Origin of the sequence: Tsukamurella paurometabola (assembly GCF_900631615.1) — a bacterium.
Classification (GTDB): domain Bacteria; phylum Actinomycetota; class Actinomycetes; order Mycobacteriales; family Mycobacteriaceae; genus Tsukamurella; species Tsukamurella paurometabola_A.
Genome location: NZ_LR131273.1, coordinates 4,180,175 through 4,194,460 on the forward strand (window position 1 = coordinate 4,180,175; position 14,286 = coordinate 4,194,460).

Annotated in this window: 16 protein-coding genes; 8 read left to right on the forward strand and 8 right to left on the reverse strand. The window is 71.7% G+C overall.

Annotation, left to right across the window (positions count from 1 at the left end; genetic code table 11):
• Nucleotides 1-74 precede the first annotated feature (74 nt).
• Together ELY19_RS20840 and ELY19_RS20845 are read left to right on the forward strand one after the other, a co-directional pair.
• Complete coding sequence (locus ELY19_RS20840) at nt 75-692, forward strand: DUF3000 domain-containing protein (protein WP_126198185.1); 618 nt, start codon at nt 75-77, stop codon at nt 690-692.
• Nucleotides 693-700: 8 nt separating this feature from the next.
• Nucleotides 701-1,921: an HRDC domain-containing protein gene (locus tag ELY19_RS20845; protein WP_126198186.1), complete on the forward strand. Its 1,221-nt coding sequence runs from the start codon at nt 701-703 to the stop codon at nt 1,919-1,921.
• 12 nt (nt 1,922-1,933) lie between these two features.
• Here the strand turns inward: ELY19_RS20845 and dxs are convergent, their stop codons facing one another.
• From dxs to ELY19_RS20860, 3 genes are read right to left on the reverse strand one after another with little or no spacing between them, the layout of a single operon-like run.
• The gene (dxs, locus tag ELY19_RS20850) at nt 1,934-3,868 is read right to left on the reverse strand and encodes a 1-deoxy-D-xylulose-5-phosphate synthase (RefSeq protein ID WP_126198187.1); all 1,935 of its coding nucleotides are present in this window, start codon (nt 3,866-3,868) and stop codon (nt 1,934-1,936) included.
• Nucleotides 3,869-3,908: 40 nt separating this feature from the next.
• A complete protein-coding gene (locus ELY19_RS20855; protein ID WP_227966999.1) occupies nt 3,909-5,126 on the reverse strand; it encodes a class I SAM-dependent RNA methyltransferase in 1,218 nt (405 codons plus the stop codon).
• Nucleotides 5,123-5,803: a DUF3159 domain-containing protein gene (locus ELY19_RS20860; protein WP_164711668.1), complete on the reverse strand. Its 681-nt coding sequence runs from the start codon at nt 5,801-5,803 to the stop codon at nt 5,123-5,125. The genes ELY19_RS20855 and ELY19_RS20860 overlap by 4 nt, the downstream gene beginning before the upstream one ends.
• Nucleotides 5,804-5,890: 87 nt before the next feature.
• Between ELY19_RS20860 and ELY19_RS23575 the strand changes: the two genes are divergently transcribed.
• Nucleotides 5,891-6,589, forward strand: a complete 699-nt coding sequence (locus ELY19_RS23575) for an alpha/beta hydrolase (RefSeq protein WP_164711669.1) — start codon at nt 5,891-5,893, stop codon at nt 6,587-6,589.
• Here the strand turns inward: ELY19_RS23575 and ELY19_RS20870 are convergent.
• Together ELY19_RS20870 and dut are read right to left on the reverse strand one after the other, a co-directional pair.
• Nucleotides 6,573-7,394, reverse strand: a complete 822-nt coding sequence (locus ELY19_RS20870) for a DUF3710 domain-containing protein (RefSeq protein ID WP_126198190.1) — start codon at nt 7,392-7,394, stop codon at nt 6,573-6,575. The two genes, ELY19_RS23575 and ELY19_RS20870, sit on opposite strands and share 17 nt — an antisense overlap.
• Before the next feature lie 38 nt (nt 7,395-7,432).
• On the reverse strand, nt 7,433-7,894 hold the full coding sequence (dut, locus tag ELY19_RS20875) for a dUTP diphosphatase (RefSeq protein ID WP_126198191.1): 462 nt from the start codon (nt 7,892-7,894) through the stop codon (nt 7,433-7,435).
• A gap of 23 nt (nt 7,895-7,917) precedes the next feature.
• On the opposite strand from dut, the gene ELY19_RS20880 reads away from it, so the two are divergent.
• Nucleotides 7,918-8,409, forward strand: a complete 492-nt coding sequence (locus tag ELY19_RS20880) for a DUF3093 domain-containing protein (RefSeq protein WP_227967000.1) — start codon at nt 7,918-7,920, stop codon at nt 8,407-8,409.
• A gap of 29 nt (nt 8,410-8,438) precedes the next feature.
• Here ELY19_RS20880 and ELY19_RS20885 read toward each other — a convergent pair whose 3' ends face one another.
• Nucleotides 8,439-8,738: a DUF4193 domain-containing protein gene (locus ELY19_RS20885; protein ID WP_068535141.1), complete on the reverse strand. Its 300-nt coding sequence runs from the start codon at nt 8,736-8,738 to the stop codon at nt 8,439-8,441.
• A gap of 266 nt (nt 8,739-9,004) precedes the next feature.
• Here ELY19_RS20885 and cei point away from each other — a divergent pair, with 266 nt between their 5' ends.
• Nucleotides 9,005-9,742: an envelope integrity protein Cei gene (gene cei / locus ELY19_RS20890; RefSeq protein WP_164711670.1), complete on the forward strand. Its 738-nt coding sequence runs from the start codon at nt 9,005-9,007 to the stop codon at nt 9,740-9,742.
• A 12-nt stretch (nt 9,743-9,754) separates the two neighbouring features.
• On the opposite strand, the gene ELY19_RS20895 is transcribed toward cei, so the two are convergent.
• Nucleotides 9,755-10,618, reverse strand: a complete 864-nt coding sequence (locus tag ELY19_RS20895; RefSeq protein WP_416222717.1) for an inositol monophosphatase family protein — start codon at nt 10,616-10,618, stop codon at nt 9,755-9,757.
• A 101-nt stretch (nt 10,619-10,719) separates the two neighbouring features.
• On the opposite strand from ELY19_RS20895, the gene ppgK reads away from it, so the two are divergent.
• From ppgK to ELY19_RS20910, 3 genes are all read left to right on the forward strand, one after another.
• A complete protein-coding gene (ppgK, locus tag ELY19_RS20900; RefSeq protein WP_126198193.1) occupies nt 10,720-11,463 on the forward strand; it encodes a polyphosphate--glucose phosphotransferase in 744 nt (247 codons plus the stop codon).
• A 218-nt stretch (nt 11,464-11,681) separates the two neighbouring features.
• Nucleotides 11,682-13,133 carry an RNA polymerase sigma factor gene (locus ELY19_RS20905; RefSeq protein ID WP_126198194.1) on the forward strand — a complete coding sequence of 484 codons (1,452 nt, stop codon included), beginning with the start codon at nt 11,682-11,684 and terminating at the stop codon, nt 13,131-13,133.
• A gap of 71 nt (nt 13,134-13,204) precedes the next feature.
• Nucleotides 13,205-13,684, forward strand: a complete 480-nt coding sequence (locus ELY19_RS20910; RefSeq protein ID WP_126198195.1) for a DUF6226 family protein — start codon at nt 13,205-13,207, stop codon at nt 13,682-13,684.
• On the opposite strand, the gene ELY19_RS20915 is transcribed toward ELY19_RS20910, so the two are convergent.
• Nucleotides 13,681-14,238, reverse strand: coding sequence for a hypothetical protein (locus ELY19_RS20915; RefSeq protein ID WP_126198196.1), 558 nt, complete (start codon nt 14,236-14,238; stop codon nt 13,681-13,683). The genes ELY19_RS20910 and ELY19_RS20915 overlap by 4 nt on opposite strands.
• Between the last annotated feature and the right edge of the window lie 48 nt (nt 14,239-14,286).

Here is a 14,286-nt window from a genome sequence, read left to right on the forward strand (position 1 = left end):
CGTCGCCCCCGCAGGCCGAGGCCTGCGGCGCGCCTACGCCGGGAGTGCCGCCGGAGCGGCTACGGTCACGGTTTGTGAGCCAACCAGGAACGGGTGACGAAGCGGCGGGCGGTGCGGGAGCGCGCGGCGCCGAGCCGGAGTCCTTCCGCGCGGCCGTCGAGTCCCTCCACAGGGCGACGGTCCGCCCCGAGATCGAGATCGGCAGTATCCGCCCGCCGCAGCGACTCGCCCCCTACAGCTACGCCCTGGGCGCGGAGGTCCGCGCTCCCGAGACCGACGTGGTGCCCGAGCACTCGGACGGCGAGACCTTCGGTCGCCTGATCCTGCTGCACGACCCGCACGGGCACGAGGCGTGGAACGGCCTGATGCGCCTGGTCGCGTACGTGCAGTCCGAGGTCGACGAGTCCCTGGCGTCCGACCCGCTGCTGCCCGAGGTCGCCTGGAGTTGGCTGACCGACGCGCTCGCCGACCGCGGCCAGGAGGTGACCGCGCTCGGCGGCACCGTGACCGCGACGGCGTCCGTGCGCTACGGCGACATCGCCGGCCCGCCGCGCGCCCACCAGCTGGAGCTGCGGGCGTCGTGGACGCCGCTGGGTGAGGATCTCTCCGGGCACGTGGAAGCGTTCTGCGCGGTGCTCGAGACCGCAGCCGGGCTGCCGCCGGCCGGGATCACCCGGCTCGGCTCGGCGTAGGCGCGGTCGTGGGCAAGGCCTCGTCGGAGCCGGTCCCCGGTATTCCGCTCACCGAACCGGCTGAGGGCGTTCCCGAGCCGCTCACCACCGTGGCGGAGTTCGCGGACTGCGCTGCGGCGCTGCGCCGCGGCACCGGCCCCGTCGCCGTCGACACCGAGCGCGCATCGGGTTTCACCTACTCCTCCCGGGCCTACCTCATCCAGATCAAACGCACGGGCTCCGGTCTGTTCCTCCTCGACCCGATCCACGAACCGGAGGGCCTCGCGCCCGTGATCGAGGCCATGCGCGGGGTCGAGTGGGTGCTGCACGCCGCCGATCAGGACCTACCGTGCCTCCGGGACGACGGCTTCGAGTGCGACGAGCTGTTCGACACGGAGCTCGCCGGGCGTCTCCTGGGCGCACCGCGGGTCAATCTCGCCGCGATGACGTCCGAGTACACGGGCTACGCCCTGGCGAAGGGCCACGGCGCCGCCGATTGGAGTACCCGCCCGCTGCCGCACGAGTGGCTCAACTACGCGGCACTCGACGTCGAGGTGCTGGTGGACCTGCGCGACGAGGCGTACGAGCGGCTCGAGGACGCCGGGAAGCTGGCGTGGGCGCTCGAGGAGTTCGAGTACGAGCGCACCCGTCCGGACCCGGCACCCAAGCCTGACCCGTGGCGCCGTGTCTCCGGGCTGAGCACGCTGCGCAACCGCCGCCAGCTCGCCCGCGCCCGGGAGCTGTGGCTCGCGCGCGACGAGATGGCGGAACAGCGCAACGTCGCGCCCGGGCGGACGCTCCCGGACTCCGCGATCGTCAACGCCGCCGCCAAGAACCCGACCACCGAGGCCGAGCTCACGGCGCTGCCGGTGTTCGGAGGGCCGCGGATGCGCCGGTCCGCCAAGCGGTGGCTCGGCGCCATCCATCGCGCCAACGCACTTCCCGACGCGTCGCTACCGCCGCTCCACGGCCCGCGCAACGGGGTCCCCGCGAACAACCGCTGGGCTAAGTCGAACCCCGAGGCCGCCGAGCGGCTCGCGAGGGTCCGGGCGGCGCTGGCCGCGATCTCCGACGAGGTCGCGGTGCCGGTCGAGAACCTGTTGCCGACGGACGCCGTCCGGCAGTTGTGCTGGGACGGCACGGCCGAGGGTGCCGCGGCCGTCGAGGACGCGCTCGCCGCCTCGGGCGCGCGGAACTGGCAGCGCCGCCTGACGGTGACCGCCGTCGCGGCCGCGCTCGCGTCCGCCTGACCGGACCGGCGTTCAGCGCACCTGACCGGGTGTCGCCGGGGCCTTCTCGACGGGCACGGTGACCTGGGCGCAGGCGGTCACCCACCCGGTGATCCGGAAGGCGATCTCCGACGGTGTCAGCCCGAGGTCGGTGAGGATCTCGCCCCGCGAGGCGTGATCGAGGAAGCTCTGCTCGATGCCGAGGACCCGGGTGGGGACGTCGACCTCGGCGCGCTGCAGCGCGGCCGTGACGGACGCGCCGATCCCGCCCGCGACGCCGTTGTCCTCGAGGGTCACGACGAGGTGGTGGGTCCGCGCCAGATCGACGACGGACGCAGGCACCGGCAGGACCCAGCGCGGGTCCACGACGGTCGCGGCGATGCCCTGGCCGCGCAGGCGCGTCGCGACGTCCACCGCGGCGTGCGCGAAGGCGCCGACCGCGACGATCAGCACGTCCGCGCCGCCCGCCGCGTCCTCGACCAGCACGTCGACACCGTCGGGCAGGCGACGGACGGCCTCGAGGTCCGCCGGCACCGCACCCTTGCCGTACCGGATGAGGGTCGGTGCGTCGTCGACGTCGAGTGCCTCGGCGAACTCCTCGCGCAGGCGCGCGGCGTCGCGCGGCACGGCGGCGCGCAGGCCGGGAACGATCGCCGCGAGCGAGAGGTCCCACATGCCGTGGTGGCTGGCGCCGTCCGGACCGGTGATCCCGGAGCGGTCCAACACCACGGTGACGCCCTGTCCCAGCAGGGCGACGTCCATGAGGAGCTGGTCGAAGGCGCGGTTGAGGAAGGTCGCGTACAGGGCGACCACGGGATGCATGCCGCCCAGCGCGAGGCCGGCGGCCGAGGTCAGTGCGTGCTGCTCGGCGATGCCCACGTCGTACATGCGGTCCGGGAACTTGCGCCCGAAGTCGGCGACGCCCGTCGGCTCGGCCATGGCACCCGTGATCGCGACGACGTCGTCGCGGCGCTCACCGTGAGCGACCAGTTCCTCGGCGAACACGGACGTCCAGTCGCGGGCGCCGCCGGCACCTCCGACCGGCAGGCCCGTCGCGGGATCGATGACGCCGATGCCGTGCATCTGGTCGGCCTCGTGGTTCTCGGCGTGCTCGTAGCCGTTGCCCTTGCGGGTGAGCGCGTGCACCACCACGGGCCCACCGAAGTCCTTCGCGCGGCGGAGCGCGGCCTCCAGCGCCAGTTCGTCGTGCCCGTCGATGGGACCGACGTACTTGAGGCCGAGGTCCGCGAACAACGCCTGCGGGCTCACCATGTCCTTGATCCCGGCCTTCATCCCGTGCAGCACGGAGTACGCGGGTTCACCGACGACGGGAACGTTGCGCAGGCGCCGCCGCGCCTCCCCGAGGAGACGCTCGTACTCGGGCTGGGTGCGCAGTCCCGACAGATGCGTCGCCAGGCCGCCGATCGTCGGCGCGTACGAGCGGCCGTTGTCGTTGACGACGATCACGACGGGGCGGTCCGAGGCCGCGATGTTGTTGAGGGCCTCCCAGCACATCCCACCGGTGAGAGCGCCGTCGCCGACCACGGCGACGACGGTCCGCTTCTCCCCCTTCAGCGCGAACGCCTTCGCCAGGCCGTCGGCGTAGCTCAGCGCCGCCGACGCGTGGGAGGACTCGACCCAGTCGTGCTCGGACTCGGCGCGGCACGGGTATCCCGACAGGCCGCCGGCCTGCCGCAGGGTGTCGAACCCGTCGCGGCGGCCCGTGAGGATCTTGTGCACGTACGCCTGGTGCCCCGTGTCGAAGAGCACCGGATCCGACGGCGAGTCGAAGACGCGGTGGATCGCCATGGTCAGTTCGACGACGCCCAGGTTGGGGCCGAGATGCCCACCGGTCGCCGAGACCTTCTCCACGAGGAAGTCACGAATCTCCCCGGCCAGCTCGGTGAGCTGGTCCTGGTCCAGCCGACGCAGGTCGCGTGGGGACTCGATGGTGCGCAGCAGGTTCATATCCCTCGTGTCTACTCCCGTGAGAGGTGCCTTTGCCACTTTACCGGCCCCGCCAGTCCTGCACCCCCGGCACCAGCACCGCGATCGCCTCCATGTGGTGCGTCCCGGGGAAAGCGTCGAAGACGTCCATCTCCACCATCCGATATCCGTGATCGCACGCCGCCCCGATGTCGCGTGCGAACGCCGCCGGATCACAGCCCACGTGCACGATGACCGCCGGCGCCGCCGCCGTGACGGCGGCCATCACGGCCTTGCCCGCGCCCGCGCGGGGCGGATCCAGCACTACGACCGACGGTGTCCGCAGCCCCTTCAAGCGCGCGGCCGCGTCGCCGCGGTGGAAGCGCACCGGCGCACCGTCGAACACCTGCTTGCCGGCGGCGATCGCGCCGCCCGAGGTCTCCACGACGTCGACGGCGTACCCCTCGTCCACGAGTGCACCTGCGAACACGCCCGCGCCGCCGTACAGGTCCCAGGCGACCCCGGAACCCGGTCCGAAGCGGCCTACGTACGCGGCAACGCGCTGCGCGTACCTGGTCGCGGCGTCGCGATGCGCCTGCCAGAAGCCGCCCACGGGGATGTTCCACGAGCGCTCGCCCACCCGGTACTCCGCGTGCCCGGCACCGGCCAGTACCTGAGCGGGCCGGCCCCGTCGTGCCGGGACGGCCGCATGAGAGTTGCCGGCGTCGTCGAGTACGAGCGCGACCTCGCCCCCCGCCTCCGCCCGCAGCGAGTGCGCCAGCGCGGTCAGGTCGTCGGGAAGCTGCGCGCACGGCGCGACCACGACGGCGTCGCTGCGGTGCGCGTGCTGCCCGAGGCGACCATCAGCGGCGGCGACCAAGCGGGCGCGGTGCCGCCATCCGGACCGCCCACCGGCAAGGGGAGAGACAATCGAGTCCCAGCCGGGGCCGAAGTACTCGGCGTCGAAACCACCCACGCGCTGCAACTGTTCGCGAAGCACCTGAGCCTTGATCTCCCACTGGTGGGCGGGGTCGGCGAAGGTCAGGTCGCAGCAGCCCGCGCCGGCGGCGGCCGCGGCGCAGGCCTCCGGGACCCGGTGCGGCGAGGCCTCGAGGACCTCGACGATGCTCGCGCGGGCGTAGGACTTCTTCACCTCGGTGACCCGGGCGCGCACCGTCTCGCCGGGGAGCGCGCCGCGCACGAAGACGGCGCGACCCTCGTGCCGGGCGATGACGAAGCCGCCGTGCCCCGGCGCGCCGCAGGTCAGCGAGAGGTCGTCGCCGACCGCGAGCCCGCTCACGCCTCGCCCGCGTTCTCCGCCGGAGCCCGCGTCGCCGAGACCCGGCGCACCCCCAGGAAGGTCACGAGCAGCGCCGCCGCGAACATCGGCCATCCCATGACGATCGTTGCGACGCCGAGCCAGTTCACGTCGTCCTTGAGGAACAGTGCGCCCTTGACCACGAACCGTACGAGGAACACGAGCGTCCACATGACTGTGAGCCACGTGAACATCCGCTTCTCCGCGGGGCGCTCACGCCAGTCCCCTTCGGTACCGTCGCCGTCGCGGAAGAAGTGCCACAACACCCCCACGAGCGGCTTCCCGATCACGATCGATACCGCGAAGGCGAGCGCGAAGACCGCCTGGCTGACGATGCCGTACAGGAAGTACCAGCGGCCGCCCAGCATCAGCGCGATCAGCACACAGGCGGCCACGCCGAAGAAACCCGACACGGCGGGCTGCACGCTGGTGCGCGTGGCGAGGCGGAGCACCAGGACGAGCAGTGCGGCGCCGAGCGCTGCCGCCGAGGCCCACCCGAGGCCCCAGAGCGCGTTGACGGGGACGAAGACGACAACGGGCAGGGTCGAGTACACCATGCCCTGCCAGCCGCCCATCTGCTCGAGCACCTGGTCCTTGATCGAGGGCTCGGGGGCCTCCTGCTCAGCCGTCGCCGGCTCCTGCTCAGCACCATCCGTCACACGAACACAGTACGTGGCCCGGCGGGTCCCCGATCCGGCGTACGGAGCCGCCGCCGCACCGCACGCGGGCCCTGGCATGCTCGGCGCATGCAGTTCCCCGCGCACACCACCGCCGTCCTGCTGCCGGGCTCGGGCTCGGACGCCGACTTCGTGCTCCGCGCGTTCGCCCCGCTCACCGCGCTCTGCGAGCGCACGGTGGGCGTCGACGCGGGCCCGCCCTCCGTGGTGACCCGCTACCGCGCTGCGCTCGACGCCGCCGCGGCGGGCGGCCCACTCCTGGTGTGCGGGGTCTCCCTCGGGTCGGCGGTGGCGGCGAACTGGGCCCTGGAGAACCCGGACGCCGACGTGACTCTGGTGCTCACCCTGCCGCCCTGGTGCGGTCCCGCGGGCGCGGACGTCCCCGCGGCGGTGTCGGCACGGGTGACCGCGGCCACCGTCGACGAGCTGGGTGCGGCTGCGGCGATCGCCCGAATGCGGGCGGGCAGCCCGCCGTGGCTGGCACGGGAACTCAGCCGGTCCTGGGCCGCACACGGCGACTTCCTGGCGCCCGCACTGCGGGAAGCGGCGCGCTACGAGGCTCCCACCGAGGAGGAACTGCACGGCTTGGCGGCGCGCACCGTCGTCGTCGGCGCGGAGGGCGACCTCATCCACCCCGTCGCGACCGCGCGCGCCTGGGCGGCGGCGATCCCGGGCGCAGGCATCGTCGTGGTCGACCTGGCCGACCTCGGCCCCGACCCGGCGGTCCTCGGCCGGGCGGGGCTCGACGGCCTTACTGCTGGTTGTTGAGCCGCGTCAGCGCGGATCCCTGGGTCAGCCGGTCCTGGTTGCTCTGCCGCAGGGCGGCGGGCCCCTCGGCGGCCGCGCGCTGCGCGACCTGCGCCGCGATCGCGGCCGCGGCCTGTTCCTGCTGCGCCTGCTGCGCCGCCATCGCCTGCTGCAGCTGCTGCACGAGTTCGGTGGGAAGCTCGATCTCGAGGTGGTCGCGCGCGGGCCGCGGGTCGGTGCCGCGCCGGACGACCGTCTCCGCGAGCATCGCGCGGGCGAGTTGCGCCGCCTGGTCCGCGGTCTCCTGCGGGGAGGCCACGACGATCCGGACCATCCAGCGCGGGCCGTCGACACCGATGAACCGCAGGACGCCGTCGGGCTGGGTGCCGACGACCTCGCGGCCCCAGTGGCCGTCCTCGATCGCGACCTGAGCGCCGTTCTCGCGCAGGGAGTCGGCCAGCTCGGTGACGACCTCGCGCCACTGTCCGCCCGACTTCGGTGCCGCGAACACGCCGGGCGTGATGCGACCGACCGGGGTGTCGAGGTGCACCCCGACGGGCATGCCCTCGGGGCTCATCTCGACCTGCAGCTGCGACTCCGCCGGCATCGCCAGGATGAGCGACCCCAGGTCGAGTCGGCCCTCATCGAGGCCGTCGGTGCTCTCCAGGGAGTTGAGGTCGTACGGGCCGGCGCCGGTACCGAGCTCCTGCACCTCGTCCTCGTCCGCGGGCGCCGGCACCGTGTGGTGCTCGGGCTGCCCGACCGTGGCGTACGGGTCGACGCTCGCTGAACTGCGCTGCTTGGACTTGCGGCGGCCGAGGGCCATGAACGGTGCTCCTTGGTTCTTCGTGGGTGTTCGGGAGGTCAGTGGGAGGACTCGAGGCTCGCGTGCCCGCCCGACGAGCCGTAGCCGCCGGTGCCGCGCACGGTCTCGTCGAGGAACGAGACCTCCTTGAAGTCGGGCAGCTCCACGCGCTGCACGAGCAGCTGCGCGATCCGGTCGCCGCGTTTGATGTCGACGGCCGTCTCGCGGTCGGTGTTGAGCAGGCACACCTTGATCTCCCCGCGGTAGCCGGCATCGATGGTGCCCGGCGTATTGACCACGGTGAGACCGTGCTTCGCGGCGAGTCCGGAACGCGGGTGGATCAGGCCGACGGTGCCGTGCGGCAGTGCGATCGCCACGCCGGTCGCGACGAGCGTGCGGGCACCGGGTTCGATCCGCACGTCGATCGTCGAGTACAGGTCCACGCCCGCGTCGCCGGGATGTGCGCGCTTGGGGAGTGGGAGGCCCTCGTCGAGCCGCAGTAGGGGTATCTGGCTCACCATGGGATGCAGACTACGCTGAAGCCGTGTCGGACGATCGAACAGTGAAGACCTCGCAGCCCGGGAGTGGATACTTCGAGAGACTCACGGTGCCCTGGTACTGGTGGCTCGCGGGTGCCGTCGTGGCGGGTCTGCTGTGCTTCGAGGTGACGCTCGCCGCGAACTGGGGCGATTGGATGATCGGCGCGTTCGTTCTGATCGTCGCGGTGATCGCGGTCCTGCTGTGGTCGATGGGCCGGGGCAGCGTCGCGGTGCGCGACGGTGAACTGTGGGCGGGCAACGCCCACCTGCCACTGGAACTGATCTCCCGTGCCGCCGCGGTGCCGCCTCAGGCGAAGAGCGCGGCGCTGGGCCGCCAGCTCGATCCCGCGGCGTTCGTCTATCACAAGGGCTGGATCAAGCAGATGATCGTGGTGGTCCTCGACGATCCCGAGGATCCGACTCCGTACTGGATGGTCTCCACGCGGCACCCGGAGAAGATGCTCGCGTTGATCCCCGCCGCGACCACGCTCGGATAGCGAGCGGGTCGCCGCGGAGAAGGTCGCCGTCAGGCGCAGTCGATGCAGATCAGCTCGTTGCCGTCCGGATCGGCGAGCCGGCTGCGGTGGTACACCAGGAAGCAGCTGGTACAGGTGAACTCGTCAGCCTGCTTCGGCACCACGCGGACGCTCAGCTCCTCGCCCGACAGGTCGGCGCCGGGGAGCTCGAACGACTCGGCGGTCTCGCCCTCGTCGACGTCCACCGTGCCGGACTGGCCCTCGTTGCGACGGGCCTTCAGCTCCTCGAGCGAATCCTCCGAGATCTCGTCCGCCTCGGAACGTCGTGGAGCGTCGTAATCAGTTGCCATGCCGTGTCATCCCCATCCTTGCTCGTGCCCCCGGCCTCGGGGTTTCCGAGGCCGCCGGGCGCGTTGTGTCCCGCGCGAGCGGCCAGAGTGTAGCGCACTCGAAATCGGATGTCACGGACTTTCCGTGACGGTTGCCGATTCCACCGCTCGTTGCCCCTCCAACGCAGGAAGGTCCCGGATGATTCCCGCTCCGGCGCGAAGGATTCCCGGGACCGCTCCGCGCCGCCTCCCCTGCCGGACGGGCGCGCTCCCGTACAGTCGGGGCCGTGGTTTCCCAGCTCACCGGCGCGGGCCGGCGATTCGACCGGAACGGTGAACCGTTCCGGCGTCGCAACACGCTGCCGATCCTCATCGTGATCGCCGTCCTCGCCGTGGTCGCCATCGCGACCTGGGCTCGAGCCATGTCCTCCCAGGAGGAGACGGCCGCTCCCGTGTCCTGCCCGCCCCCGCCCGCGCCGTCGGCCTCGGTGTCGGCGACGCCGACGCAGGGCGCCGCGGCGCGAGCCGGGGCGACCGCGCCGGCACCCGCGCCCGCCGCGGGCCAGTTCGAGGTCGTCTCCCCCGACGACCTCGTCTCGGTCCGGCCCGCGCCGCTCGCCGCGTCGACGGTCCGCGTGCTCAACGCCTCGGGCCAGGCCGGCCGCGCCGAGACCACCTTGAACAAGCTGGCCGACTACGGTTTCGGCGCCCCCACCACCGGCGCCTACGGGAACGATCCCGTGTACCCCGAGATGGCGTGCCAGGCGCAGCTGCGGTTCGGCGACTCCGGCCGGGCCGCGGCGGCGGCGGCGTGGATCATCGCGCCGTGCGCCGAGCTCATCAACGACGGTCGGCGCGACAACTCGGTCGACCTGGTGCTGGGCACCTTCTTCACGGACCTCGAACCCAGCACCGACGCCCAGGAGATCCTCCGCATCCTGCGCGCGGCACCCGCCGGAGCGGCGGACGGCGGCGCGAACCCCGCACTCGTGTCGGCCGTGCACAGCCAGTCCTGCAACCGCTGATCGCGGCGCCGGTCAGAGGGCTTCGAGTCCACCTGCCCCGCGGAGCAGGGCGATCAGTTCGTCGGCGATCCCCGGTGCCGCCGCGAGCGTCAGGGCGCCGTCCGCGCTGGTCGAATTCGCGGGCGGCACGATGACGACGGCCCCGGCCTCCTCCGCGATGAGCGCCCCGGCCGCCCAGTCCCACGGGCTCAGGCCGTGCTCGTAGTGCGCGTCGGCGCGTCCCGCGGCCACCATGCACAGGTCGAGAGCCGCGGAGCCGATCCGCCGGACGTCGCGCACCGCGGGCAGGAGTTCCGCGAGCACGCGCCCCTGCTTCTCCCGGCGCTCGCGGGCGTATCCGAAACCGGTCGCGACGAGGGCCAGCGCGGGATCGGTGATCGGGTTGGCGCGCAACTCGCGGACCGTGCCGTCCGGGGCGATCTCGCGCGCTCCGCCGCCGCGGGCCGCGGCGTAGACCGTGCCGTGGACGACGTCCGCGACGGCCCCCGCGACGGACACCCCGTCGACCTGGGCGCCGAGGGACACCGCGTACGCGGGCACGCCGTACAGGAAGTTGACCGTCCCGTCGATGGGGTCGACGATCCATCGAACGGTGCCCGCCTCCCCCGCGTCACCGCCGAACTCCTCGCCGAGGACGGTGTCGCCGGGACGCACCTGCGCGAGGCGCTCCCGCACGAATCGCTCCGTCTCGGTGTCGACGACGGTGACCGGATCGGTCGGCGTCGATTTGGTGGTCACGCCCTCCGGGCGCGTCCCCTGCTCGCCGTCGAATGCGTTGGCGCCGAAGACCTCCGCCCGGCGGTCCGCGACGCGCTGCGCGGCTTCCGTGACGACGGCGACGGCGATCTCGGACAACTCCCACCGGTTAAGTTGCACGCCCTCCACAGAACCACAATCCGCGGTAGTTTGTCAGCGCCGGGGGCACCCGGGCCGAGGACGAGACGTGCGACACACATCGAGGAATGCGGAGCGAGTACATGGCGGAGAATCTGGGGTTCGGTGTCGACATCGGCGGCAGTGGCATCAAGGGCGGCGTCGTCGACATGGACACGGGTGAACTGGTCGGTGAGCGGTTCAAGGTACCGACGCCCCAGCCGTCGACGCCCGCGGCGTGTGCCGACGCGGTCCGTGAGGTGATCGGCCACTTCGACTGGACGGGTCCGGTCGGTGTCACGGTGCCGGCGGTGGTGACGAACGGCACGGTGCGCAGCGCCGCGAACATCGATGCGGGATGGATCGGCACCGACGCCGACGAGCTGTTCACCTCGGCGCTGAACCTGCCCGTCACGGTGCTCAACGACGCGGACGCCGCGGGGCTGGCCGAGGACCGGTACGGGGCCGGCCGCGACTTCGACGGGGTGATCCTGCTGCTCACCCTCGGCACCGGCATCGGCTCGGCACTGATCCACCGCGGGACCCTGGTGCCCAACACCGAGTTCGGTCACATCGAGGTGGAGGGCAAGGAGGCCGAGCACCGCGCCGCGAGTTCGGTGAAGGACCGCCGCGGGTGGAGTTACGAGAAGTGGGCGGGACAGGTCAGCCGCGTCTTCCGGGAGTACGAGAAGCTGCTGTGGCCGGACCTGATCATCGTGGGCGGCGGGATCAGCCGCAAGGCCGACAAGTGGGTGCCGCTGTTGGAGGTCACGACGAAGGTGATTCCCGCGAAGTTGCTGAACACCGCGGGCATCGTCGGCGCGGCGATGGCATCGCAACGCGACTGATCCGTCCGGTTCGGGCGCTTTGACCGCAGGTGAATGCGGGCGGAGCGACCCAATCGTTACAATGGGGTCCCGGCGTCGAAACGCCGGAACAGACGCCGGATCCCCTCGCCTCCGGACGCCTCAGCCACCACCGATGCCGCACCCGGCTCGGGACCGGTGCTGTTGGCGCGCCCGGGATGTGGTTCCGGCGCACGCAGGCACAGTAGGAAAGGGCGTACGTGGCAGCGACGCAGACCAGCTCCAGCGCACCGTCGGAAGACGGCGTGGACGGTTCGGCCACCTCGGCGGCGACCCCCGCCAAGAAGACCACCGCCAAGAAGGCTCCCGCGAAGAAGGCTGCGGCCAAGAAGGCCCCGGCCAAGAAGGCGGCGGCGAAGAAGGCACCCGCCAAGAAGGCGGCGGCGAAGAAGGCGGCCGGCCCGGCCAAGCGCACGGCGAAGAAAGCCGCGGGCAAGAAGGACACCTCGGCCGCAGGCGCCGAGAGCGGCGCCGAGGACGAGGTCGATCCCGAGCTCGACGGCGATCCCGACCCCACCGAGCTCTCGGACGAGGACGTCGCGATCGATGCCGATGACGACGCCGCCGACGACGCCGTGGAGACGAAGGGCAAGAGCGCCGTCACCAAGCCCGCCCCGGCGGACGCGGAGGACGAGGAGCCGTCCGAGGCCGACAAGGCCTCCGGTGACTTCGTGTGGGACGAGGAGGAGTCCGAGGCGCTCCGGCAGGCCCGCAAGGACGCCGAGCTCACGGCGTCCGCGGACTCGGTGCGCGCCTACCTCAAGCAGATCGGCAAGGTCGCGCTCCTCAACGCCGAGGAGGAGGTCGAACTCGCCAAGCGGATCGAGGCCGGCCTGTTCGCCGAGCAGCAGATCAACCGGTGGCTCGAGCGCGGCGAGAAGCCGGCCATCGGCATCCGCCGCGACATGAACTGGATCGCCCGCGACGGCAACCGCGCGAAGAATCACCTGCTCGAGGCGAACCTGCGTCTCGTGGTCTCGCTGGCCAAGCGCTACACCGGTCGCGGCATGGCGTTCCTGGACCTGATCCAGGAGGGCAACCTCGGCCTGATCCGCGCGGTCGAGAAGTTCGACTACACCAAGGGCTACAAGTTCTCGACGTACGCCACCTGGTGGATCCGGCAGGCGATCACCCGCGCCATGGCCGACCAGGCCCGCACCATCCGCATCCCGGTGCACATGGTGGAGGTCATCAACAAGCTCGGCCGCATCCAGCGCGAGCTGCTCCAGGATCTGGGCCGCGAGCCCACCCCGGAGGAGCTGGCCAAGGAGATGGACATCACGCCGGAGAAGGTGCTGGAGATCCAGCAGTACGCGCGGGAGCCGATCTCGCTCGACCAGACCATCGGCGACGAGGGCGACAGCCAGCTCGGCGACTTCATCGAGGATTCGGAGGCCGTTGTCGCGGTCGACGCCGTGTCCTTCACCCTGCTGCAGGATCAGCTCCAGTCGGTGCTGGACACGCTGTCCGAGCGCGAGGCCGGCGTGGTCCGCCTGCGCTTCGGGCTCACCGACGGCCAGCCGCGCACTTTAGACGAGATCGGTCAGGTCTACGGCGTGACGCGTGAGCGCATCCGGCAGATCGAGTCGAAGACGATGAGCAAGCTGCGCCACCCGTCGCGCTCGCAGGTGCTGCGCGACTACCTGGACTAGCTCCCGTTCCCGAACGCCCGACGGTACGCCGTCGGGCGTTCGACGTTTCGCTGTCCGAGTATCGTCGCGGTGTGTACTCCCGACCGTCGATCGAGATTCCGACGTTCGTCGATGACGAGGGAACTCCGATCCCCTACGGCGATCGCTGGTCGTTCGACGAGGATCCGCCCGACGACAGCTATTCACGGGAGCATCACCCCGAACGGTTCGCGCCCCTCCACATCGTTGCGAACGCCCTCATCGACCACATCGTTGCGACCCACGACGTCGTCCTCACAGACCTGGGGCCGGAGTCCGACTACGTCAACGCCACAGTCCGGCAGACCCGGGTCGCGTCGCGCTCTGCGCCCGAGGACGCGCTCGACTTCCTCCTGACCGACTTCCCGTCCGCCGGCGTACGAGTCGCGCCCGACGTGACGGTCCACTATCCGGTCTGTTCGTGCGACGCCTGCGACGAAACCTGGGAATACGGCGCGGATCAGCTCGAAGCGATCGTCCTCCAGCGGGTGGCGTTCTGGCCCGCGCGGCGGAGCGGACCGACAGCGACCTAATCGCTCGCGCTCCCTCCCCGTCCCGCTACCCACAGCGGACCGGTGACCAGCCAGATGACCGTGATCACGCCGAGACTGCCGAAGACGCCCATGAGCGCCTCCCGCTGCGTGTCATCGGCGACGGTGTATCCCAGGCCGAGCGACACGGCACCGGCGATCGCGACGGCCCCGAGCCAGCGGTAGAAGTCCGACCACTCCTTGCGAGTCCGCTCGGGCCCGAGCTTCGGCACCTTGCGCGGTGCGGGTCCACCCGCGAAGCGGTGTGCGAACCGCTCGTCCGCCCACGCGATCATGCGGTGACCGAACATCACGGTGCACCCCAGGTAGATGCCCGCGAGCCGGTGCGCGAAGCCGACCTCACCGCCGCGGTAGAGGTCGATCCCGACCGCCACGATGAGCACCACGTCGAGCAGGGGCACGAGCGCGAGTGCGACCATCCCGGCACGCCGCCACCGCAGGATGTACCGCATCGCAAGGCCACCGAGTACGAGGACCCAGAATCCGACCTCGCATGCGGCGATCGTCCACAACACCGGACTGTTCAGCTCTCCCATGCCCCGCACTCTGCCTGCACGCAGCCACGCCGTCATCCGTCCCCCGGG

Excerpts from the sequence above, each read along its gene's own strand:
- dxs (WP_126198187.1), bottom strand. The coding sequence starts at position 3,868 with ATGAACCTGCTGCGCACCATCGAGTCCCCACGCGACCTGCGTCGGCTG.
- ELY19_RS23575 (WP_164711669.1), top strand. The coding sequence starts at position 5,891 with ATGCAGTTCCCCGCGCACACCACCGCCGTCCTGCTGCCGGGCTCGGGC.
- ELY19_RS20870 (WP_126198190.1), bottom strand. The coding sequence starts at position 7,394 with ATGGCCCTCGGCCGCCGCAAGTCCAAGCAGCGCAGTTCAGCGAGCGTC.
- dut (WP_126198191.1), bottom strand. The coding sequence starts at position 7,894 with ATGGTGAGCCAGATACCCCTACTGCGGCTCGACGAGGGCCTCCCACTC.
- ELY19_RS20885 (WP_068535141.1), bottom strand. The coding sequence starts at position 8,738 with ATGGCAACTGATTACGACGCTCCACGACGTTCCGAGGCGGACGAGATC.
- ppgK (WP_126198193.1), top strand. The coding sequence starts at position 10,720 with ATGGCGGAGAATCTGGGGTTCGGTGTCGACATCGGCGGCAGTGGCATC.
- ELY19_RS20915 (WP_126198196.1), bottom strand. The coding sequence starts at position 14,238 with ATGGGAGAGCTGAACAGTCCGGTGTTGTGGACGATCGCCGCATGCGAG.